At 58.6% G+C, this 22,801-nt stretch carries 21 protein-coding genes and 1 tRNA gene; 17 read left to right on the forward strand and 5 right to left on the reverse strand.

What is annotated here, in order from left to right:
- Nucleotides 1-7: 7 nt before the first annotated feature.
- From AC1DZE_RS06800 to AC1DZE_RS06810, 3 genes are all read right to left on the reverse strand, one after another.
- On the reverse strand, nucleotides 8-724 hold the full coding sequence (locus AC1DZE_RS06800) for a peptidylprolyl isomerase (protein ID WP_477672134.1): 717 nt from the start codon (nucleotides 722-724) through the stop codon (nucleotides 8-10).
- The gene (locus tag AC1DZE_RS06805; protein ID WP_477668986.1) at nucleotides 724-1,968 is read right to left on the reverse strand and encodes a L,D-transpeptidase family protein; all 1,245 of its coding nucleotides are present in this window, start codon (nucleotides 1,966-1,968) and stop codon (nucleotides 724-726) included. The genes AC1DZE_RS06800 and AC1DZE_RS06805 overlap by 1 nt, the downstream gene beginning before the upstream one ends.
- A gap of 86 nt (nucleotides 1,969-2,054) precedes the next feature.
- Nucleotides 2,055-3,098, reverse strand: a complete 1,044-nt coding sequence (locus tag AC1DZE_RS06810; RefSeq protein WP_477699905.1) for a L,D-transpeptidase Cds6 family protein — start codon at nucleotides 3,096-3,098, stop codon at nucleotides 2,055-2,057.
- A gap of 323 nt (nucleotides 3,099-3,421) precedes the next feature.
- Here AC1DZE_RS06810 and cysS point away from each other — a divergent pair, with 323 nt between their 5' ends.
- From cysS to AC1DZE_RS06895, 17 genes are all read left to right on the forward strand, one after another.
- Nucleotides 3,422-4,798 carry a cysteine--tRNA ligase gene (gene cysS / locus AC1DZE_RS06815; RefSeq protein ID WP_477674341.1) on the forward strand — a complete coding sequence of 459 codons (1,377 nt, stop codon included), beginning with the start codon at nucleotides 3,422-3,424 and terminating at the stop codon, nucleotides 4,796-4,798.
- Between the two features lie 76 nt (nucleotides 4,799-4,874).
- Complete coding sequence (locus tag AC1DZE_RS06820) at nucleotides 4,875-5,582, forward strand: DNA-3-methyladenine glycosylase family protein (protein ID WP_477668989.1); 708 nt, start codon at nucleotides 4,875-4,877, stop codon at nucleotides 5,580-5,582.
- A 27-nt stretch (nucleotides 5,583-5,609) separates the two neighbouring features.
- Entirely contained in the window at nucleotides 5,610-6,590 is a 981-nt protein-coding gene (locus tag AC1DZE_RS06825) for an acetyl-CoA carboxylase carboxyltransferase subunit alpha (RefSeq protein WP_092131429.1), read from the forward strand.
- A gap of 32 nt (nucleotides 6,591-6,622) precedes the next feature.
- Nucleotides 6,623-7,636 (forward strand): tRNA lysidine(34) synthetase TilS, encoded by a 1,014-nt coding sequence (gene tilS, locus AC1DZE_RS06830; RefSeq protein WP_477699906.1) that lies wholly within the window; start codon nucleotides 6,623-6,625, stop codon nucleotides 7,634-7,636.
- Nucleotides 7,637-7,887: 251 nt separating this feature from the next.
- Entirely contained in the window at nucleotides 7,888-9,156 is a 1,269-nt protein-coding gene (locus AC1DZE_RS06835; protein ID WP_477668992.1) for an aspartate kinase, read from the forward strand.
- 35 nt (nucleotides 9,157-9,191) lie between these two features.
- A tRNA-Ser gene (locus AC1DZE_RS06840) sits at nucleotides 9,192-9,284 on the forward strand.
- 181 nt (nucleotides 9,285-9,465) lie between these two features.
- On the forward strand, nucleotides 9,466-9,876 hold the full coding sequence (locus tag AC1DZE_RS06845; RefSeq protein ID WP_477673735.1) for a hypothetical protein: 411 nt from the start codon (nucleotides 9,466-9,468) through the stop codon (nucleotides 9,874-9,876).
- Between the two features lie 136 nt (nucleotides 9,877-10,012).
- Entirely contained in the window at nucleotides 10,013-10,927 is a 915-nt protein-coding gene (locus tag AC1DZE_RS06850; RefSeq protein ID WP_477673734.1) for a hypothetical protein, read from the forward strand.
- 208 nt (nucleotides 10,928-11,135) lie between these two features.
- Nucleotides 11,136-11,609 (forward strand): SRPBCC family protein, encoded by a 474-nt coding sequence (locus AC1DZE_RS06855; RefSeq protein WP_477673733.1) that lies wholly within the window; start codon nucleotides 11,136-11,138, stop codon nucleotides 11,607-11,609.
- 116 nt (nucleotides 11,610-11,725) lie between these two features.
- A complete protein-coding gene (locus tag AC1DZE_RS06860; protein WP_477699907.1) occupies nucleotides 11,726-12,256 on the forward strand; it encodes a DUF4124 domain-containing protein in 531 nt (176 codons plus the stop codon).
- 240 nt (nucleotides 12,257-12,496) lie between these two features.
- Nucleotides 12,497-13,948, forward strand: coding sequence for an ankyrin repeat domain-containing protein (locus AC1DZE_RS06865; RefSeq protein ID WP_477668997.1), 1,452 nt, complete (start codon nucleotides 12,497-12,499; stop codon nucleotides 13,946-13,948).
- 51 nt (nucleotides 13,949-13,999) lie between these two features.
- On the forward strand, nucleotides 14,000-15,616 hold the full coding sequence (locus tag AC1DZE_RS06870) for an ankyrin repeat domain-containing protein (protein ID WP_477668998.1): 1,617 nt from the start codon (nucleotides 14,000-14,002) through the stop codon (nucleotides 15,614-15,616).
- 44 nt (nucleotides 15,617-15,660) lie between these two features.
- Complete coding sequence (locus AC1DZE_RS06875) at nucleotides 15,661-17,058, forward strand: tetratricopeptide repeat protein (protein WP_477668999.1); 1,398 nt, start codon at nucleotides 15,661-15,663, stop codon at nucleotides 17,056-17,058.
- Nucleotides 17,059-17,128: 70 nt separating this feature from the next.
- On the forward strand, nucleotides 17,129-17,878 hold the full coding sequence (locus tag AC1DZE_RS06880) for a hypothetical protein (RefSeq protein WP_477669000.1): 750 nt from the start codon (nucleotides 17,129-17,131) through the stop codon (nucleotides 17,876-17,878).
- A 92-nt stretch (nucleotides 17,879-17,970) separates the two neighbouring features.
- Entirely contained in the window at nucleotides 17,971-19,497 is a 1,527-nt protein-coding gene (locus tag AC1DZE_RS06885) for an ankyrin repeat domain-containing protein (protein ID WP_477669001.1), read from the forward strand.
- A gap of 76 nt (nucleotides 19,498-19,573) precedes the next feature.
- Nucleotides 19,574-20,560: a hypothetical protein gene (locus AC1DZE_RS06890; protein ID WP_477669002.1), complete on the forward strand. Its 987-nt coding sequence runs from the start codon at nucleotides 19,574-19,576 to the stop codon at nucleotides 20,558-20,560.
- Between the two features lie 99 nt (nucleotides 20,561-20,659).
- Nucleotides 20,660-21,058 carry a hypothetical protein gene (locus tag AC1DZE_RS06895; protein ID WP_477669003.1) on the forward strand — a complete coding sequence of 133 codons (399 nt, stop codon included), beginning with the start codon at nucleotides 20,660-20,662 and terminating at the stop codon, nucleotides 21,056-21,058.
- A 144-nt stretch (nucleotides 21,059-21,202) separates the two neighbouring features.
- On the opposite strand, the gene AC1DZE_RS06900 is transcribed toward AC1DZE_RS06895, so the two are convergent.
- On the reverse strand, nucleotides 21,203-21,541 hold the full coding sequence (locus tag AC1DZE_RS06900; RefSeq protein ID WP_477669004.1) for a hypothetical protein: 339 nt from the start codon (nucleotides 21,539-21,541) through the stop codon (nucleotides 21,203-21,205).
- A 297-nt stretch (nucleotides 21,542-21,838) separates the two neighbouring features.
- The gene (gene bla / locus AC1DZE_RS06905; protein WP_477673290.1) at nucleotides 21,839-22,747 is read right to left on the reverse strand and encodes a class A beta-lactamase; all 909 of its coding nucleotides are present in this window, start codon (nucleotides 22,745-22,747) and stop codon (nucleotides 21,839-21,841) included.
- Nucleotides 22,748-22,801 lie beyond the last annotated feature (54 nt).

A 22,801-nucleotide genomic window follows, 5' to 3' on the forward strand; every position in this document is an offset into this window, starting at 1 on the left:
GTGTCAATTAATTGACGAGGGTTGCTGATTTGATGAGGACGGGCGTCTTGGGAACATCCGTCGGGAAGGGGCCGCCGGCGCCGGTGGGCACGGCCTTGATCTTGTTCACGACGTCCATGCCGCTGACGACCTTGCCGAATACGGTGTAGCCAAAGAGCTGGGGTGCGTTGACGAGCTGGGCGCGCGGGGTGTTTTCATAGACGCGGCCCTGGTATTCAAACTTCGGAACCGGGTCTCCGGGGGGAATCACCGTGGGGTTCAGGAAGTCGTTGTCCTTTACGTTGATGAAGAACTGCGACGACGCGGAATTGGGATCGTTGGTGCGCGCCATGGCGAGCGTGCCGACCACGTTTTTGGGCCCACCCTTGGCGAGCGCCTCGCGGCCTTCATGCGGCACCGGCGGGCGGGTTTTCTTCTCGGCGTAGGTGGCGTCGTAGCCGCCGCCCTGCACCATGAAGTTGCTGATCACGCGGTGGAAAATCGTGCCGTCATAGTGTTTGTCCTTGACGTACTGCAGGAAATTTTCAACGGTCTTGGGCGCCTTGTCGGGATAGACCTCGACCACGAAGTCGCCTTCACTGGTGACGAATTTGACCTTCGGCGCGCTTTGCGCGAGCGCCGGGCCGGCCAGGAGGGCCACGCCCGCCGCCGCCACTGCTGCGAGTGTGGCGCGGCGCAAGGGAGAAAACGCCGCAAGCGCCGCAAACGTCATGTGAACTGCCATCAAATGGTTCCTTCGAAAAATATCTTCCACTGGGTTCCCTGGCGGATCCAGTACTGGCGCTTGGTGCGGCCGGTTTTGGCGCCCTTGATCAGTTCGCCAAAGGTTACCACCATCGTGTCGGTGCTGTCGGTCCAGCGCAGGTAAGACACGTCCTTGAGCAGGATGTCGCGCCCACCGAGTTGCTTGAGCTCACTTTGCAGCAGCGGCGTCCATTCGGCCAGCGTCTTGCCGTAACTTGTGAAATCGGGTGTGTACCAGGTTGTAAGTTTGGCCATGTCGCCGCTGGACTTGGCGTGGTGCCAGCTTTGCAGCGCGGTTTCGAACGACCGGGTGTCGGCCGCCAGGGATTGCGGCGCCACCCATTTGAGGCTGTGGGCAATCACGACGGGCGTGCTGCGCACCTCGACGGTGCGGATGATGCGCTCCAGGTCGGGGTTGGCCAGCACGACGCATCCGTCGGTGGACAGCGGTGCCCGGGAAAACTGCGCCGGTGGTGTCCCGTGCAGCCAGATGCCGCCGCCGGTCTTGCCGCGCTTGACGTCGAGCTGGTTGGGGTAGTTGATGGGCAGTGCGCCCGAGCCGTAAAAGTCGCGCAGCGATTTGGGGTTCAGGTTGCTGGTGATGTAGTAGACGCCGACCGGCGTGCGCAGGTCGCCTTCGACGGATTTTTCAATGCCGGATTTTCCAACCGAGATGTAATAGTCCGCCACGAGTTTGAGGCCCGCGCTGGTGTTTTCAAACAGGTAAAGGCGTGACCTGGACGCATCGACGGCAATGGCGTGTTTGTTACGCGATGACAGCACCAGGAATTGCGACGGTACCAGGCCTGGGGCGGGCCGCTCGCGCAGCGCGCGCAGGCGCAGCAGCGACTCCTGCCGCAACTCGGCCAGCAGGGCTGCAGCAGTCTTGGCAGCGGCATCCGGAACGTCGCCGGGCGTGCGGACAGGGCGTGTAAAGCCGGCCAGCAAGTCGCCGTAAACCAGTTGGGCCAGCTGGAAGTTGGGGTGGTCCTTCACGAGGCCTTCGGCCTTGCGCAGGGCTTCGCGCGAATTCGCCTGGCCGATCAGTTTGTAGATTTCAATCAGCCGGGCTTCCGCTTCGCCGCCGCGCGCCTCATGCGGGGCGGGGGCTTTTGCCGGGGCGGGCCGCTTGGTTGTGTGCGCGCGGGTTTCGGCCCGCGCAGGCGAAAAGGCCAGCGCCAGGCACGGTGCGATGAAGAGAAGCGTTGCGGCCGCTTTTTTCATGCGGGCTTCCACGAAAGTTTGCCGGCCAACACAGACGGACAGGAACAGGCTGAACAATGCACTTGGGTCAGGCCGGCCGCCAGCGATCAGCCGCCTGTGGATTCCTTGACGATGACCCAGCGATCACCGGCCTTGGCCATCTCCAGCGTCTTGCGGCTGGAAATATTGATGGAGTCGGCGCTGTAGTCCTGCTTGAACCTGGCCGTGGCCTTGGCGCCCTGTACGGCGATGGCCAGGTCGGAGAGCTTGACGCTGATGCGCGACTTGCCGACGATGCGCGCGCGGCGGTCTTCTTCCCAGGCCTTGCGTGCCTGCTTGCCGGGCGGCGCGAAATTCTGGCCATAGCTGCTGAGGTAGCCGTTCATGTCCTTGTCGGACCAGGCCTGGGCCCAGCTGCGCACGGCTGCTTCGACTTCTTTTTCGGTGCCTGCGGCGGCAGCCGGTGCTACGGGTGTTGCCGGCGGCGCGGCAGGAGCAGGCGCTGCGGCCACCGGGGCTGCCGGCGCTGGCTTGGCAGCCGCTACGGGAGCCGCGGGGGCCGTTGTGGCCGGGCCAGACGTCGGTGCGCCGGCAGCCGGCTTGGTCGGGCTTTTTGATTCGGCGGAGAACAGGGTGCGGATCAATGCCAGCTTGGGCGGAACGGCAGCGTTGCCGCCGTCGAGTTGCAGGGCCTTGCTATAGGCCTGGCTGGCGAGCCTGGCGTAGACGTCGCCCAGGTTTTCATGTGCGGTGGCGTAGCTGGGGTTGGTCCGAATGGCCATTTCAAGCGCCGCCCGGGCCTTGTCGAACTGGCTCTGGCCGGCATACAGCACGGCCATGTTGTTGTAGGGCTCAGGCAGCTCGGGGTAGTCTTCGGTGATTTTGGTGAAAGTTGCGATGGCCTCGTTTGTCTTGCCGGTCTCGGTCTGGATCACGCCCTTGAAGAAACGCATTTGCGGGTCGCGCGGCTTGCCGGCGAGGTACTGGTCAACCTTGGCCTGCGCCTCGGCATACTGGCCGGCACGCATCAGGCGGCTGACGTCGGCGTAGTCGTCGGCATGGGCCACGGACACCGACAGGGTGACCGCCACGGCCAGCATGCGCAGGGAGGCGGACAGCGGATTGCGTGTAAGGAAGTTTGGCGTGGGCATGGCACTCTCGCGATTTGTTTTAAAGCCCCCGGTGCTGTTTTGGCAGCCGTTGGGCGGAAAGTCAACATAAACAGCCAGGCTTTTCAGGGCGCCCCGGGAGCCGCTGAACGTTGTCGGACGGGCTGGATATACTGGGCGATTGTAACTGAGGGGGGTATAGTTCATGGCCCCCAGAATTCCGTACTTTCCGTTTTTATCGCACGTTTTCGCGTGTACGCCGAATGGCCCTTGCCCGCCTGCGGCGTCCGTGAGATAAAGCTTCTTTCCTTTGCCTGACCACCGGCTGCTTCCGGCCGATGCCAGGCCCCCGCAGCATAATTTTCATGAGCCTTCGCATTTACAACACGCTGTCGCGTGCCGTGGAAGAATTTTCCCCGCTTGATCCCGGCCATGTGCGCATGTATGTGTGCGGAATGACGATTTACGACCTCTGCCACATCGGTCATGCGCGCATGATGATGGCGTTCGACGTGGTGCAACGCTGGCTCAAGGCAAGCGGCCTGAAGGTTACGTATGTGCGCAACATCACCGACATCGACGACAAGATCATCAAGCGGGCGGTCGAGCGCGGCATCACCATCCGCCAGCTGACCGACGAGATGATCGCGGCCATGCACCAGGATATCGGCGCGCTGGGCATAGAGCCTCCATCGCTGGAGCCTCGTGCGACTGAGTACGTGCCGCAGATGCTGAGCATGATCGCCACGCTGGAGGAAAAAGGCCTGGCCTACAAGGGCTCCACCGGTGACATGAATTACGCAGTGCGCAAGTTTCCCGGCTACGGCAAGCTCTCAGGCAAGTCGCTCGACGAGCTGCGCGCGGGCGAGCGCGTGGCTGTGCTGGACGGCAAGGAAGACCCGCTGGACTTTGTGCTGTGGAAAAGCGCCAAACCCACCGAACCCGACGACGCCAGGTGGGACAGCGCCTATGGCCCCGGCCGTCCCGGCTGGCATATCGAGTGCTCGGCCATGTGCCGCGGCACGCTGGGCGAGACCTTCGACATTCACGGCGGTGGCGCGGACCTGCAGTTCCCGCACCACGAAAACGAGATCGCCCAGAGCGAAGGCGCCAACGGCAAGCCGCTGGCCCGCTTCTGGGTGCACAACGGTTTTGTGCGCGTCGACAACGAGAAGATGTCCAAGTCGCTGGGCAACTTCTTCACCATCCGCGAAGTGCTGGCCAAATACGATGCCGAAACCGTGCGGTTCTTCATCGTTCGCGCCCACTACCGCAGCGCCCTGAATTACAGCGACGCCCACCTGGACGATGCGCGCAACTCGCTCAAGCGGCTTTACACATCGCTTGACCTCGTCAAACCGGCAGAGCTGCCGACCGACTGGGCGCATCCGTTTGCGCAGCGCTTCAAGGCAGCCATGGACGAAGACTTCGGAACGCCCGAGGCCGTGGCTGTGCTGTTCGAGCTGGCCGGTGAAGTCAACCGGACAGGCTCTGCCGAACTCGCAGGGCTGCTGAAAAACCTGGGCGGCTGCCTGGGCCTGCTGCAGGGCGCGCCCGGCGCCTACCTCCAGGCCGGCGCCGGCCTGGACGACGCCAGCATCCAGCTGCTGATCGCGCAGCGCGCAGCCGCCAAGCTGGCAAAAGACTTCGCCGAAGCCGACCGTATCCGCAAGGACCTGCTGGCCAAAGGCATTGTTTTGAAGGATTCGCCCAGCGGCACCACCTGGGAGGTGCAATCGTGAGGTTCTGGACGGCTCTTTCACCCTGTTTTTCAAGCCATTCAGGCCCGCAGCCCAATATGGACGTGCGCAAGCAGCTATGAAAAAGATAGTGAAAAGCGGCCCGGCCAGCGCTGAGCTGGCCGACGTTCCCGAGCCGGCCACCACGGTGCCCGAGTATTGGGCCGATGCCTGCAAACACCTGGTCAAAAAAGACCGCGTGATGAAGCGGCTGATTCCCCTGTTCGGCGACGCCTGCCTGCAAACGCGCGGCGATGCCTTTGGTACTCTGGCGCGCAGCATCGTGGGCCAGCAAATTTCGGTCAAGGCGGCGCAAAGTGTCTGGGCCAAATTTTCGGCGCTACCCAAAAAAGTGACGCCTGCCAACGTGCTGCGCCTCAAAGTTGACGACATGCGCGCAGCAGGGCTGAGCGCCCGCAAGGTCGAATACCTGGTGGACCTGGCGATCCACTTTGATGCCGGCACCGTTCACGTCAAAGACTGGGCGGCGATGGACGATGAAGCCATCATTGAAGAATTGGTGGCCATCCGCGGCATCGGCCGCTGGACGGCCGAGATGTTTTTGATTTTTTACCTGATGCGCCCCAATGTCCTGCCGCTGGACGACGTGGGGCTGATCACCGGCATCAGCCAGAATTACTTTTCGGGTGAATCCGTCAGCCGCAGCGACGCGCGAGAGGTGGCCGCCGCCTGGTCGCCTTACTGCAGCGTGGCAACTTGGTATATTTGGCGCTCTCTGGACCCATTACCGGTTCTGGGTACCCCCACGGGTACCGAGCAAATTTAAGTTTCATGAAGCCCTGAGGAGCAGCACATGGCGAAGAAGACCTTCCTCGATTTCGAGCAACCGATTGCGGAGCTTGAAGGAAAAATTGAAGAACTGCGCTACGTACAGACCGAGTCGGCTGTCGATATCTCTGAAGAAATCGACCAGCTGGCCAAAAAGAGCCAGCAACTCACCAAAGACATCTACAGCGACCTGACGCCCTGGCAGATCACCAAGATCGCACGCCACGCAGAGCGCCCCTACACCCTGGACTACGTCAACGAAATCTTCACCGATTTTGTTGAGTTGCACGGCGACCGGCATTTTGCCGACGACCTGTCCATCGTCGGCGGCCTGGCTCGCTTCAACGGCACCGCCTGCATGGTGCTGGGCCACCAGAAGGGCCGCGACACCAAGGAGCGCGGCTTGCGCAACTTCGGCATGAGCAAGCCCGAGGGCTACCGCAAAGCCCTGCGCCTGATGAAAACCGCCGAGAAGTTTAAGCTGCCGGTGTTCACCTTTGTCGACACACCGGGCGCTTACCCCGGCATTGATGCCGAAGAGCGCGGCCAGTCCGAAGCCATCGGACGCAATATTTTCGAGATGGCGCAGCTCGAAGTGCCCATCATCACCACCATCATCGGCGAAGGCGGCTCCGGCGGCGCGCTGGCCATTTCGGTGGCTGACCAGGTGGTCATGCTGCAGTACTCGATTTACTCCGTCATCAGCCCGGAAGGTTGCGCCTCCATCTTGTGGAAAACCTCCGACAAGGCGCAGGAAGCTGCCGAGGCCCTGGGCATCACCGCGCACCGGCTCAAGGCCCTGGGCGTGATCGACAAGATCGTCAACGAGCCCGTGGGCGGCGCCCATCGCGACCACAAGCAGATGGCGGCTTTCCTGAAGCGCGCGCTCAACGACGCCTTCCGGCAGGTCAGCGACCTGAAGGTCAAGGAACTGCTGGACCGCCGCTACGAGCGCCTGCAAAGCTACGGCCGCTTCACAGACACCAAGGCCGACGCCGGCAAGTAGAGCGCCCGGCACACGCTGGAGCGACAAAGACGATGGTCCGCCACCATGCGCAACCCCATGGTGCTGAGGCCGAGAGCGACAGCGCCGCGATCGCTGTCGCCACGGCAATTTCCCAATTTCAACCTGCTTTGCCGCTGGCCGTTGCGCTCAGCGGCGGCGCCGATTCTGTCGCGTTGCTGGTAGCCTGCGCAGAGAAATGGCCGGGGCAGGTGCACGCCATTCATATCCATCACGGCCTGCAGGCGGCGGCTGATGAGTTTGAGCAGCACTGCGTTGCCTTGTGTGCACAGTTCAAAGTCCCGCTCATTGTCCGGCGTGTGGACGCCCGCCACGCCTCCGGCGAGAGCCCGGAAGATGCGGCGCGCAAGGCGCGTTATGCAGCGTTTAAGGCTGCAGCCCAGGAGGGATCTGCGCAAGCAGCTATAAAAAACATAGCAATTGCCCAGCATGCCGATGACCAGATGGAAACCATGCTGTTGGCGCTGTCGCGCGGCGCGGGGCTGCCCGGGCTGGCCGCCATGCCGGCGCGATGGGAACGTGACGGCATGACCTATTACCGTCCGCTGTTGACGGTGCCAGGGGCATTGCTGCGCGATTGGCTGGTGACGCGCGGCATCACCTGGGTAGAAGACCCGACCAACACCGACGAGCAGTTCACGCGCAACCGCATCCGGGCCCGGCTGCTGCCCGCGTTGGCGCAAACCTTTCCGCAGTTTCGTGAAACCTTTGCACGCAGCGCGCGCCACGCGGCCCAGGCGCACGGGTTGCTGGTCGAGGTGGCACAGCAAGACCTGGCTGCCGTGGGCACCCCTCCGGTTATCAAATCCCTGCAATCCCTGTCACAGCCGCGGCAGGCCAATGTGCTGCGCCATTGGCTGACGCTGCAACAGGCCACACCCAGCGCAGCGCAACTCGATCAACTGCTCCTGCAAATCGCCGCCTGCACCACGCGCGGGCACCAGATCCACCTCAAGGTGGCAACCGGGCATGTCACGCGCACTGGTGCGGTGCTGAACTATGCGGCTGCAGGGGATAAGGCGAGCTAACCAGGTAGTAGTCCCTAGGTATAATTGAAGGCTTTGCTGGCGGAGCGCACCTTTTCGAGCCTTTTTGATGTGCGTAGGGCGTTCTAGAAATCCAGCTTTTCGGGATGAAGTGCGAGGCGCCCGGAGCGCAGCAACCGGAATGTACTTCGGTACATGAGGATTGCGAGCACCGCGCAACGACGCAATTCGCCCGAAAAATGGATTTATAAACGCCCGGGCCTGAAACCAAACACCTCGGATTGACCCTGAAAATGGCATTGATCGTTCATAAATACGGCGGCACGTCGATGGGCTCCACAGAGCGCATCCGCAATGTCGCCAAACGCGTGGCCAAATGGGCGCGGGCCGGCCACCAGATGGTGGTCGTTCCCAGCGCCATGAGCGGCGAAACCAACCGCCTGCTTGGCCTGGCCAAAGAACTGGCGCCCGCCAGGACAAGCGATGCTTATGGCCGCGAGCTTGATGCGCTGGCCGCCACCGGCGAGCAGGCTTCCAGCGCGCTGCTGGCCATTGCATTGCAGGCCGAAGGCATGCAGGCCGTGAGCTACGCCGGCTGGCAGGTCACCATCAAGACCAACAACGCCTATACCAAGGCCCGCATTGAGTCGATCGACGACGAACGTGTGCGTGCAGACCTGGATGCCGGAAAAGTTGTCATCATCACCGGCTTTCAGGGTGTGGACGAGGCCGGCAATGTCACCACACTGGGCCGTGGCGGCTCCGACACATCGGCTGTGGCGATTGCAGCCGCGCTCAAGGCCCACGAATGCCTGATTTACACCGACGTCGACGGCGTTTACACCACCGACCCGCGTGTGGTGCCCGAAGCGCGACGCCTGCACACCGTGAGCTTTGAAGAGATGCTGGAGATGGCCTCCATGGGCTCCAAGGTGCTGCAGATCCGCTCGGTGGAATTTGCCGGCAAATACAAGGTGCCGCTGCGCGTGCTGTCCAGCTTCACCGAATGGGACATCGACATCAACGAAGAAGCCAAGTCAGGCACTTTGATCAGCTTTGAGGAAGACGAAAACATGGAACAAGCCATCGTATCGGGCATCGCATTCAACCGCGATGAAGCCAAAATCTCCGTGCTCGGCGTGCCCGACACCCCTGGTATCGCGTACCAGATCCTGGGCGCCGTGGCCGATGCCAACATCGAAGTCGACGTGATCATCCAGAACGTCAGCAAGGACGGCAAGACCGACTTCAGTTTCACCGTTCACCGCAACGATTACTCCAAAGCCATCGACCTGCTGAAAACCCAGGTGGTGCCCAAGCTGGGCGCGCAGGAAGTCACCGGCGACGCCAAGATCTGCAAAGTCAGTATCGTCGGTATCGGCATGCGCAGCCATGTGGGCATCGCCAGCAAGATGTTCCGCGTGCTGAGCGAAGAGGGCATCAACATCCAGATGATTTCCACCAGCGAAATCAAGACTTCCGTCGTCATCGACGAAAAGTACATGGAACTCGCCGTGCGCGCCCTGCACAAGGCTTTTGACCTGGACCAGCCCGCCGCCTGAAAATGGCCGGGAAGTCGTGAGATAATCGATTTATTGGAAACGTGACCGAGTGGCCGAAGGTGCTCCCCTGCTAAGGGAGTATGGGGTGTAGAGCCTCATCGAGGGTTCGAATCCCTCCGTTTCCGCCAAGACTACCGACTCTCTCCCGCATGGGGCAGAGTCGGTTTTTTTACGCCCCATTTTTKCGGTTGTTTCAAGAATGGGTAACCCTGCTTTCAACGCGAAGCGGCCGTCGCGCTGATTCTGGCCGCGTTCCTGGACTCAAGCTTTTCCAGGTCAGATGGCCCCGCACAACGTTAAAGAATCACCATGAAGTTGGTCGCCTCTTTTGCTTTGCTCACCACACTGATTGGCTGCGTCAGCATTCCAACGCCGGGCGGCGAGGCCGCCACAGTACCTTCCACCCGACATCTACTGTTCTCGGAGGCGGCGGCCGACAAAGGCACGGTATCGGTAACGCGGGACTCCGGGTTTGCCGGATCCGATTGCCCAACCACCTTGTTTGTGAACGACAAGATGGCGGCACTCGGGAAGGCTGGCGAAACAGTCACGCTGCATCTGCCCGCAGAGCCTGTGACTCTTGGCGCCATACCTTTCGGCGTGTGCGGCGGCGGTCTTGCGCGACTAGAGATCCATCCCACCCCAGCCAGGCCGGCTCGTTACCGGATCGGACCTGACGGCGATGGAGAAATAGACTTCTACCCAATCGTTTCACGCTAGCGTCAAAGCATTGATTCGCCAAAATCGAGCGAAAGGCGAGAAAGGCGACAAATTTCCGTAAATATTGACGACTACGAGCCTGTCCGCCTCGCAAGTAATACCTACTTTCGGCTAGCCTCGTAGTTGAATGCAAAACATGGCAATAAACCATCTTGATGTGGATGACGGGTCAATACACCCCGGCACACGCACATCGCTATTCCAGCCTTCACCCTTGCTGGCAGATTGCGTATGTGCTTATGTGGTGCGCGACACCTTGGACGCCCAGCTGAGCCCCAAACAAAGCTTCAGTCATTTGCCGGTGTCTCCGCTGGTCAGTATTGTCTGGTCGATTCACGGTGGACGATCATCGATGCCTATCGATGTTGATGAATGGCCCCCGTCGTCAAGGCGGGTCGTCTTGCGCGGCCCTCGCACGCAACCCAGCGTCTGGCAAAGCCACGGCCCCGCCTTTGGGTTTTCATTGACTATTTTTCCGGATGCATTTCATGCACTGACACATCTGAATGTGGCCGGTTTGCTGGACCAGGCCAGGAATCTGCAAACTGTACTGGGCAAAGACTGGCAGCAGATGGCGATTGCCGTCCTGCGGGCCAGCGACGATCTGGCACGCATTCAAATCATTGAAGCTTTTTTAACGCCTCGCTGGATATCCGTGCGTTCGCCGCGGCCGGTGGCAACACCGCCGGATGGCCTGTCCTTGTTCAATGACTGGGTTGATGCGGTAGCGCTGCGTGCATCCGCGTCAACCCATGGGCAAAGCACGCGCCAACGAGAGCGGTTCATCAAGGGGCAATTGGGGCTTCCCATGCGTTCGATCCGCGGGCTGGTACGCATGGAGTCGACATTGACGCGTGGACACGGCGCCAGCGCGTTTGGCGGCTCGTCTTTGGTGGATGTCGCCGATGCAATGGGATTCTCCGACCAGGCGCACTTGTGCCGGGAAGTGAAACGCTACTCGGGTCTGAGTCCAACGGATCTGCAACGCGCCATTGAAACCCAGGAGTCTTATTGGCCCTACCGGTTGAGGCAGGCGCTGAAGGCGCGTTGATAGCCCCGGGGCCCTGCCCACAGGTGTGTACAGGCGCCCGTACTTCTTGTGCACCCAGTGCCACAAGATGCGCCGCACATGTCGTTTTGATTCAAGACCGCACCTCCATATTTCCGTAATATCCGAGGCTTTTGTTTGCTTGGCGAACAAAGGCGTCCAGTCATGGCGCCAAGTTTGGCCTCGCTGGTTCTGAAAATTGGAAATTGCATTGCAGCTACTCACTGAACAGACCGCAACCATCGCCAGATCCGTCGAGGCCACATACCTGTACGCGACAAATCTCGAGCTTTTTGCCGAGTGGTTTCCGGGCGTTCTATTCATAGAATCAGCCAACACGCTTGAGCACGCGCAGCGCGGCAAGGAATATCTGGAAACGGTCGCCGTCCCTCTCAGGGGCAAAAGAAAAATCAAAATCAGGGTCAAAGATGCCCAATCCAACAAGGTATTCATTACAGAGGGCGAGTTCTCGCCTTTGATGCCAAGAATGGAGATGCTATTTCAGGCAACGGGTGCTGATTCCTGCAGCGTTACATGGCGCATGCTCAGTCGCAACGACAGCTTGCTATTCAAAGCCACGCTCCTGCATTTATTCAAAAGCGTCATGCACAAAAGGGCGGAAATTGGCATGAAGCGGTTGCGGCAGAAACTCGAAAACCTGGTGGCTGAACCCGCTGAAACCTAGCAAGGCGTTGCGCCAGTCAACCCCACCCCCGCTCCGCTACGACTTTTCCCGGTGAATTTCTGCTTTTTATCTTGAACCCCACCATGCGCTTGCAAATCAGCCCTCAATTTCTCGGTATGAGCCTGGCTCTGCTGATCGTCACTTCTCCGGGCCACGCCCAGGGCGTCTACAAATGGGTGGATGCCGAGGGCCGGACCCACTACGGCGCGCAGCCGCCCGTCACCGAAAAGGGCGTCGAGCCACTGAAGCTGCACAGCAACAGCGGCTTTGGCGGCGACAACAACGGCAAGGTGCGCGCCACAGAATACAACGCCGATGGCACCAAGAAGATCCCCAAGAACGTACAGGACCTGGCAAAAGGGATGGAGAAAGCCCTGCAGAAAGCAGACCCCAGGGAGGTGCCGCTGGACTGCGCCAGCGCGGTCAGGAATGCGCAGGACCAGGCGGATACGGCGCTGGAGGTGAGCGCCAAGAACCTGAAAACCGGCTACATCACCCAGGCCAACTACGACAACAACGCCGCCAGGTTTCGTCGCGCCAAGGCAGAGACCAATCTGACCAGTTGCCAGTCCGCCATGGGCAGGGACCGCGCCTTCTACCAATGCATGTCCAACAGCAACAACCACTTCACGGCGTGCATCAAGTAGAGGAGCACTGCGCGACTTTGATGGACCTGATCAACTGCCCCAGGCCCAGCTCGCAGTTCCCAACCCCACCAGCTTCCATAAAACGCAGGAAACTCCAAATGCCCTGTATCACAGCAAGATGAACGTAAATAGGACCCCATGTCCGAAGTAAGAACGATTGCCACCCTCTGTTTTGAAGACAACGCCATCAGTCAGCGCTGGCTGGAAGCTTTCAAGCCTGCTTCCGGTGATGCGTGGGATATGGCCAGCCAGGCCCTCGGGGCGTTGGGTTTGCGCTGCGTTCAGGCGAATGCAGATGAACGGATTCGCGTCGAGCGCGTGGAACGTTTTGGCCGACGCCTGGAATTGCGATTCATGGAGCTGGGCCTGGACAGCCAGACGCTGCTGAGCGAACTGATCGAATTGGGCGCCACACACCTGCGCGCCAGCATTGACGACAGCCGCACGGGCAGTGTCACCAAGCTGGTTCGAATCGGCAAGGCCAAGGCGAAAGAGGCGGAGTTTGTGGCCGCCGTGGCCGAGTTCGATGACGACTTTGCGTTCCTCACGGCATTGGAAAAAGGCAAGTCGGCGGAGATCAAACGGCTTCTGGCCAAAGGCATCAGTCCGAACCAGGAAGTACGGCCCGGTGTGTACCCCATCCATCTGGCCGTGCTGCATGACAAGAAGCCCATCGTCAAGCTGTTGATTGCAGCAGGCGTGGATGTGAACGTCCAGACGCCCGACAAACGAATCAAAGAGGACGGGTTCAGAACGCCGCTGCATCTTGCCATCAACAACAAATCGTTTGATGTCATCGAGATGCTGGTCAAGGCTGGAGCAGACCTCACACTCCGAAACGCGGCCGGGCAAACGCCACTGCACTACGCCATCGTTTACCGGCACCAGGATGCCTGCAAACTGCTGATGGAACATGGTGCAGATCCATCCGCGTTGAACGCCAACGGCGTGCCGGCTTTGCTCGACCTGCGAACGCACGGCGAGGAGGAAATCCCGGCGTTCCTGGCCTTTGCCGATTCGATGGGGCTGGATCTCAACGTCAAGCTGGCGACTGGCGAGAATCTTTACTGGAAGCTTGGATACATCAAGGGTGCAGTGGATTACCTGAAGGCGCGGGGCATGGTTTCCTCGCCACCCTCCGACGCCTACACCGGTGATGTGCCACGTGATCTTCACAAGGCGATTCGCGGGCATGACCTGGCCAAGATCAGGGCGCTGGCAAAGTTGGGCGTTGATCTGGATATGCCGTATGCGGCGTTTAGTTCTTATGAGCCTGAACCACCCATACTGAATGCAGCTAGGGATGGGCATGCCGATGTGGTTGAACTGCTGCTCGATGCAGGCTGCAATGTCAACGCGACCGGCTCCGACCAGATAACGCTTATGCACAAGGCTGCATCGAGCGGGAGCGTTGAACTCGTCAGCATGCTGCTCAAGCGCGGCGCCAACCCCAACGCCATTGAGCACCATGAATTTGCGTTGAGTCAAAAAAGCGATGACCCCATGCTGAAGGCATTGGATGAAGGCCATATCGCGGCAGCAAAAATCCTCATGGCGCATTGGTTGCCCACTCAGCCACGCCTGGAGAGAGCCAAGACGCTGCTTGAGAATCACATTAAGCGCAGCAACAAAGGGGTGGATGCGGTGAACATGCTGAAGACGATTGAAGCGCGGCTCGCTGAGCTTTTGTGATCACCTGAATTCAGGTTCGGATCATTTCGTTCAAGCTCCAAGGATAGAAGTATGTCTCTTAATGAAACTCAGTTGTCGATACTATTTGTTGATCGCGCGACACGTGAACAGATACAGGCGCAGTTTGAGTTGTTGACGACTTCGGCGCAGTCGTTCAACAAACAGGTGGCAGAGCTTGGCGTCAAGACCAAGTTTAAAGATGAAAATCCCTATCTGGAAGGAATACGAGAGGCGGAAAATTTTCTACAACTCGACTTTACGCATGACTCCAATTTTCGCTTTCCGAGCGCGCTATTAAAGAAGTTGCCCGGCGCGACCTTGATCGTGCAGACAGTGAGTAATGATCAAGACCTGGGGGGTAAAAAAACTTACCTATACGGTGGCGAGTCGATCAATAAAGATCAACTGATTGAACGCCTGGATGCGCTTGACCCGCGCGTTGCGGTGGGCCTTTCCAGTCACCTTGGCGTGCGCTTGGCGAGCAAATACTTCAAGGCGCTCGCTGATCCAAACGAAGAGTTCGCCGGCGTATTGATGTTTTGGCACCTTATCCACTTCATAGATCGCTATCCTGCGGCGCGTAGTGTTTTGGCGAAATGTGACTTGAACCGTGCGAACCATGATGGCGATACTGTGCTGCACTATGCGGCAAAAACTTATCGTCATTGCGGCGATGAAGACATCGAATGGCTGATTTCACAAGGCTGCGATGTGAACGCCCGCAATGCGAACGGAGATTCCCCGTTGTTGGTCGCATCACGGCTTCCTGACAAGCGCAACGGCGCAATGTATCGATTGCTGCGCCACGGGGCCGAGCCGAATATTCGTGACCGGAATGGTTTGGCTGCGATACATCACGTTTGTGCAACGGAAAACGGGGTGGGCATGGTTGGCGCACTCAGGCATCGCAACGCCGATTTGAATGCAGATTCATCGATGGGCTCTCCGCTCTGGATTGCGAATGCGGCAGACCGCTATGCGGCGCGCGATAAATTATGGCCGCTCAATTTACAGCTCATCTCTCCGGCGACCGCTTACGAGGGTGACGCTTATGCAAATTTGCTAACCGCGATCAAGCACCACGATGTAGCTTCGATGGCGCGCTACATTGATGTCGTACAGCTTGGCGAATCGCAGGTGCAAGCGCTGTATGTCTACGCCTGTTATTTTCAATGTGGTGTGCTTTTTGACCATTTGCAGCGGGTACATCCCTGGCGCCTGGTCGCCGATACGCCCGATTCCCCCGATACGTTCTTTGGCCGGGACTACGCGCTGAATCACCTGGACCTGCTAAACGATGAGCACCCGGCGGTTGGCGATTCCTATCGCATATTTGTTGCAGCGATCGCGCAATCCAACCCGGCGCAATTGCACGCATTGGCACAGACCCGCGATTTCGCGATCAATTGTCTGCGTGTTGTTGAATGGCGCAGTGCGCAAGCGCTGGAGTTCTTTGGGCTGCTCAAAACCAAAGAACTGACTTTCGAGCAGTTATTTTCGGGTAACGGCTTGTGGGTGCGCTGGCACGACAAGGAGGATGTGCCCGCAAACATCGCGGAGGTACTGATCGCCTTGCGTGCGATGGGGTTGGTCTTCCATGGCTCCGAATACGGGCTGAAAGATGCGGGATTGTCAGACGATTTGGTTCAACGGCTGTGTCGGCCTTGATCGCCGGCCGATAGCCAGGCACTAATTTTGGCGTAAGACTAACAATGTCAGAACCTTTTTCTTTAAAAATCACGGCCAAAAAAGTAAGCCCTGAAGCCCTGCAGGCACTTTCGCGCTTTGCTGCGGCAGTGAACAGCAAGGACGGCAGTGCCTTGCGGGCATTGTTGTCGGATTCTGCGCTCGCCAAGTCGGCGCTGACGACCAACAAGTTGTCGCCCGATATTTTCCTGCCGCATGCGCCATACACCAGTTATCAGTTCAACGTGGTGGATGCCTTGCATGAAGCAACCCAAGCCACGGAGTTGGAGGTCATGCTCGATGGCGCCGAAAAACTGCGCATGGAGCTGGACGGAACAGACCGTGACGCCGATGGATTTTGCGTGTTCTTTTTTGTGTGGCTGGCTTCGGTCGGCCTGACTGCGTTTGATGCGACGGCGAAGTCGTCTCACGGGTGGTCGGCGAAGTGGACGCAGGATGCTGCTAAGCTGACGTTGGTGAAACACAAACTACCGGGCGACGGCGACTCCGCAGAGACCTATGCAAAGCGCAATGCCGCTGCCGAGAAATCGTCTTGCGGGTTTCTCATCAAGCAGTTCAAGTACACGGTGGGAGGCGACTTCAATCGCCTGGTGTCATCGCTGCAAGAAGACAGCGTGATGATGGTTTCGTTTTCGCACATCATCGACAAGCTGGCCGCGTTAAAGCGCGTGAAGACCGATAGCCAGTACTCGGATCATCGCTTTGATCTGGAGGTGCTGAGCAAGACCGTGTTGTCGCCGGACCAGGTGGAGAGCCCGCATCTGGGGCGAGTCAACGGGTTCGAGATCATCTCCATCAACGGGCAACTGGGCCCTTGGAATTTTGATTACGACGCAGCACTGGCCCATGTCGAGAAAGTCATCACGCGGCCTTTGCATCGTGAAGTTTTGGGCGAGGCAGGTACCGATGAGCAATATGCTTGTCTGCATTGGGCGGCGGGAGATATTTCTGCCGTGCTGACGCTGCATCCGAACCGGTTTTCATTTCGCTTACAGCGCTTCCCCGATCTGACCAAATTCCCTCTCGCACGGATTTATGCCTTGTATCAGGACGGGATAGAACCCAGTGCGTTCCACTGGATGCAGTTGAAAACTCTGGCGCAAGAGCGGGCCGCCCAGGGTGACGCGGATGATTTGCATATCCTGGCTTTGCTGTATTTGTATAACAGGTACGGGTTGGAGCGCGACACGAACAAGGCTGAAGAATTGTTCATTCAGGCCGCGGAGCGCGGCAGCACGGAGGCCATGTGGCTGCTGGGCACCACCTACACGCACTTTGATAGATTCAAAGACGAATGGCCCAAAGATCTGGAGAAGGCCCGGCACTATTTGCAAATGGGGGTTGATCTCGGGTCTTCGCGCTGCAAGGACAGTCTGCAATGGGTGCTCAAGAGTCTGCAGTGATTCACTCGAAGTGATGGGGCCTGTGCTGCTCCATCAGTCAACGGCCTGATAGAAATTGAAAGGAACCACCATGGGCCTACATGCAGAAGTCAAACACATCGACCTGACCATCCGCCCCGCCGCAGCCAAGCAGATGCGCCAGGATCTGGGGGCGCAGGGCCTGCTGGATGCGGCGACCACCTCGGCGGCCGATTACCTCACCCAACAGTTCTGCGAAGTCACCAGCAGCCGCTCGGGGCTGTGCATCACCAACATCAGCTGGGACCAAATCGACGAAGACCTGTATGCGCTGCTGGACCGGCTCGCGCCCTACGTGAGCAGCGGCGGTTTCGTCAAATTCAGCTGCGAGGGCCGCACCTGGGCCATGGCGGTGTACGAGCAGCAGGCGCTGCTGCCCCTGGGTGAGTTGCTGTCGTTCAAGAACAAGCCCCAGGAAGTGGCGGTTTCGAGCGAGTGGGGCGACAGTGGCCATGACGGCAACACCCTGGTGCACGATGCCACCGCCACCGAAGAGAAGCTGAAGGACTTCTGGTACTGGCGCCACGGCGTGTTGATGTTGGCCCTGAAGGTGGCCTATCTCGGCGAGAGCCTTGGGCACCTCAAGAGCCTCAACAAAAAGGTCGTGGGCGATGTGCACGGCCTGTGCGGCAACGCGCACGACTTCCTGACCGGAGAGAGGACGCTGAGCAAGTCCCAGGTCAACTCGTTTGCCGACGAAGCGCCACCTTATGCGAAGCGGCTGCTGGACGTCATGGCCACCATCGAGAACCGGCCTGACACCCAGGAACTGTCGATCTGGCGGCGCGCTCGCAAGTGGTGAAGCCTACAAGGATTCACGCATATCTGGGTCCATCCGAGAGCATCAGATTCTCGGCAAGCCTGCGTTTTATCTCCCTCATGAAAGACTAATAGATGCAAGACTTCAGCGCAGAAATCCTGTTCAAAGCAGAAACGGATGCGGAATCCTTTGGGCAGAGAGTCGGTGCGCAACTCGGTGCGACAGAGTCGTATTTCGACAAGGCACTTCAAAGCCTGGGCGCGTCGCTGCCCGGTGCGTGCAATGAGTTCTCCGTGGAGCGCTTTCGGCGCTATCGGAATGTAGTGAGCGTGCAGTTTTATGCCGGGGATCGCTCGGAATACAGGCCCATTCTTTCGGCCCTTTTCCAACTCGGCGCGCACATGGTCAAACTGCATGTCGGAGCCGACGACTACAACGAGGTCGAACTCTATGCGGATGGCAAACAGACCAAGAAGAAAGCAGCCTTTCTCAAAGAGTTTCAGTCCATTGCGCTACCTGACCCGACTTCGGACTTTCAGCGGGCGCTCGCCAACAGGAATTTCAACCGTGCCGAAGTCCTGGTCCCCCAGATTGACGTGACCAGAATAACGCTTGACGACGAGATTCTCGAAGCCTTGATGCTCCGGGAGGCATCTCCTATTGCACTGCATTTAATCGAACAAGGCGTCATTCGTGAAAATCGCCGTATTAGTCAGTATCCCGCGCCGCTAACGACCGTTGCGGCATATTGGTGCAACCTGCCAGTGTTGAAGGCGCTTTGTGCTCTGGGATTCGACCCTTACGAAACCAACACCGACGGCGAAACTGTATTGCATATTGTTTTGTCGTCAGCAGAATTCGAAGCCATCGAAACCTGCCGGTGGGTCGTTGAGAGATGCAAAGACAACCTGAATCCCGTCACCCAGTGTGGCAGCCCGATTTGGCACTCGTTCGACAGTGGTGAAAATTCCTTAGGCGCACGGATCTTCAGGGAGCAGGGTGCGCTTTTGATCGCGCCTGAAGGGTTCTATGAAAACCTGTCGCGTGATGAAGTCGTTGTCGAGTCCGCGAAGCACAACGATGTCGATACCCTGAAGACACAGTACCAAGATCAGGATAGGGAGGCTGTTCTCTGCACCGCCGTGGAGCACGCGGCACTGGATGTGATTTTGTGGATGAACGACCAGCAACCGATAGACTGGTTTTCCGAGGTCAAAAGCGTCAGTGGGCGTAGCAATGACTCGCCCTTCCCTCAGCTGTACGAGCAGCCGTTTAATTGGCCCTCGGGGAACACCGATCTTGTGTTCCTTGACCACCTCATCAGCGGGATTGCGTCCAGCGTGGAAGCACTGGACCGGGTCGCAGTCTATATTTCGGGCCGCAGCGAAACAGCCCCGCTGCTGAGAAAACTTCGTCAATTGGGTGCCACCTTGGGGCAAGTGACGCTCTGCAACGGTGATTCGGCTTTCCCGTTGTGGCGGGCGATGGAGGAGGGTCGCATTGACAATGCCAGGACGCTGCTGGAACTGGGTGCGCCGATTCCGGACGAGGTAGGCGGCGAGCCCTTGGCGGAGACATTCGCTGAGCAGGCCATGGGCTATCGCGATGACGTTGATCCGGCGGCCTGGGAAGCTCTTTTCAAGCAATACGGCTTGTTATAAGCGTCAATAGCTATTCACTCGAAGTGATGGGGCCTGAGCGGCGCCACCAGCCATCCACACAGGAATAGGTTTTTACATGTCCGAACAGTTCTCCGTCAAAATCAAAATCGCCAGCGCCGAGAAGTCCTCGCGCGAGTTGCTCACCCAGTTGGCCTCAGCCCTGGGTGAAGATGACTATGCCGCCATGCGGCAGATAGTCACCGAGGTGCTCAAGGGCGCACCGAGCGGCAAAGACGCAAGAGCGCTGGTTGCCGCGCTGCTGCTGCCGTGCTCGGAATACGGCCCTGCTGAAGTTCCGTTTCTGGATGCGCTGTGCGGCGCGCTGGAAGATGCGAGCGCGTACCTGCAGGTTAGCGGCAGCAAGAAGCTCAGCATCGAACTGGGTGGCGCAGACAACGGCACGGCCGATGCGGTGGCCTACCTGCTGGCACTGCTGCACAGCCTGCCCGTTGATGGCCTGGAGGCGACGGGCAAGGGCTTCACGTGGATGGCCAAGTGGGCTTGCGACGCGCAGGGGATTTTGCAAACCGCATCGTATGAGCCTCTGGATGAGGGTCAGAGAATTGATCCCAAGGCGGACGAAAAGCTGCGCCGCAAGGTTCAAAAGGAGAACAAGGCATTCCTCAACACACCTTTGCGCGGGCTCGTGGATGCCTTGCCTGCCGATCTTCCCATGGGGCTGATCGATGCCGTTGGTTTGGACCAGATACTGGGGCACACGTATGCGGAATTGATAGGCCAGATTGCGGCCCTGCCCGATTGGACTGGCCATGACTTTCGGGTTGGCGTACATGGACAAGCATTGACGGCACGCGACCTGGGCGACCAGTTGCGCATCAATATATGGAACGCGCCAGGCAACAAACAGAGCATTGAGTTGGAGCTGCGCGCTGAACTCTCGGAAACGGGCATGCACAAGCACTTCACGGACTTGCTGCGCGAGGTTGGATACAACAAGGACTTGAGCGACATTGGCTGGTTCGACTGGGAGTCCAGCGGCATCAAGGTGAACGCACGACTTCATGACTGGATGTTCGAACTGCGCGTGATACGTCATGCCTAGGAGTCTGGGCGGCAGCTCCTGGCCCGAGAAGCTCTTTGCTGGCTGTATATCTGGAATCGTTTTTGGGTCCGTACCCGTTTATTACCTTAGGAGAAAACCATGTCATCGATCTTGTCAAAAACCGTAGACGCCGCAAACAAGTTAGTTAAAGCGCCGAGCCAGGAGGAATTGAGAGAGCTTTGGCCAAGCACCAGCGAAGTTAATTCAGCAGCTGAAATTTATGGCGAGTGGATTGATCGGAAAAGTGTCAAAGGATTCATGGAGGTCGTGATCAAACTCAATGCGGATGGAACTGGCACTTATTTCCATTCAAGGCGGGCTGACATGGGCGAGTGGCCTTTCAATTATTCTGTTGAAGGCTCGGTCTTGACGATGGCGCTAGAGGCGGTAGACAGTGAAGGCATTAGATACAAGCATCTGGATGCCCGTTTGTTTGAGAAAAACCTTTTGCTCAACGACAACGGTGACGTTTCTGTTTTCGTATTAAAAAGCGCCTGATTTAATAATTGTCGGGGTGCCATTTTTCTTTCCCGAAAAATGGATGGACGATACGCGGAGAGCTGGTTGATCATCTACTTGCGCTCTTGCGGCCTGCGATCTCCATTGCCGCTCCTGTGGCGAATGGTGTCCACGCAGCCCGTTTCAGATCACGCTCGAAAATCCTGTATCCCCGCGGTCCAGTGGATCCACCTCAACGTCATAGATCTGGGTGATTCTCCAGCGCGAGTCTTCATAACCCGCCTGGCCGAGGATCTTCACAAGGAAGGAGCTGCGTTGCTTCTCTGCCTGAAGTGTTATTTCGCAGAAGAAGTCGAGCTTCGTGGGGCCATCGGGAAGTGCTCCAAGAAGTTGATAGCCAGCCCGGTTGAACCGGTCCTTGTTCTCTCGCTGAAGTAATTTTTCAACTTCAGGGGCAATGAGAACTGCGGCGGTGATGTGGTCGATGAGCCCATCGACCACCACCTGCGGGTTTATTTTCATGTTGTATGTGAACTCTTCTAGGAATCTCCCTGATTATCGATCTTTAGTATTACATTGAGCTGCTATTGTTGTAACCAGTCTCTAGTTGGTACGGTATTTTGTTTTCAATAATTTCATCAATTCCAATAGAAAATTCGTTGGAAATCAACGTTTTCGTTAAGCGCCAAATCCCGGCAATAGATTGCAGGCTCTCGTGCCCGACCTCTTTACCTTGGTGACAGCTTTGCCGTTTGAGAATGTGTTTCCCCGCAACGCAAAAAGCCGCCCGGAGGCGGCCAACTTTGTTGTCTCGTGTTATCAAGCCGGCGTGGCCAAAGAAGCCGCCAATTGACCGGCCTTTGCCACGATGGCCTCGCGTTCCTCCAGGGGCTTTGGGCTCTTGGTCAAATACACCGTGATCACCACAGGCGCGCATCCCGCAGGCCACAAAACGCCGATGTCGTTGGTGGTGCCATGGGCGCCTGTACCCGTCTTGTCGCCAACCAGGCAGTCCCGCGGCAGCAGGGCGCGCAATCGCCGGTCGGATGTCTTGCTGGCGATCAGCCACTGGCGCATCTGCTGGCGCGAGGTGTCTGACAGCGCATTGCCCAGCACGATTTTTTGCACGGTGCCCAGCATGGCGGCAGGCGTAGTGGTGTCGCGTGGATCACCGGGCGTGGCTTCATTCAGCGCGGTTTCAATGCGATCCAGTCGTGTCATGCGGTCACCGAGCGAGCGCGCGTAGTCCGTCAGGCCCTTGGGCCCGCCGAAGCTGGCCAGCATCAGGTTGGCGGCCGTGTTGTCGCTGACGGTGATAGTGGCTTCGCACAACTCCGCGAGCGACATGCTGCCACCGGCTCTTGGCCCGGTGACCGGTGAATGGGAAACCAGTGCCGCGCCGTCAACAGGCAGCAGGCGGTCCAGCCGTTCCTTTCCGGTGTCTACCCGGTGCAGCACCAGCGCAGCGGCCAGCAGCTTGAAGGTGCTGCACATGGGGAAGCGTTCCGCCGCGCGGTGTCCATGTTGCACGCCGGTACCGGCGTTGAGGATGGCAACACCGAGCCGGCCGCCGCTTTCCCGTTCAAGGGCTTTGAGCCGCCCGATGACCGAACTTGAATCTGCGGCTTGCGGTGCGCCGCTCATACCCCATAAATTCTGGGCATGAGCTGAACCCATGCCCGCCGCCATGAAGCTTCCCAGTGCGCCGGTAAATTGTCGTCTCTGCATCATTTTTACTCTCGGGTTGGTATGAAAACGGTAACGATATTGAAGGGCTGCAAT

This window comes from Polaromonas sp. P1_F1 (genome assembly GCF_056405795.1).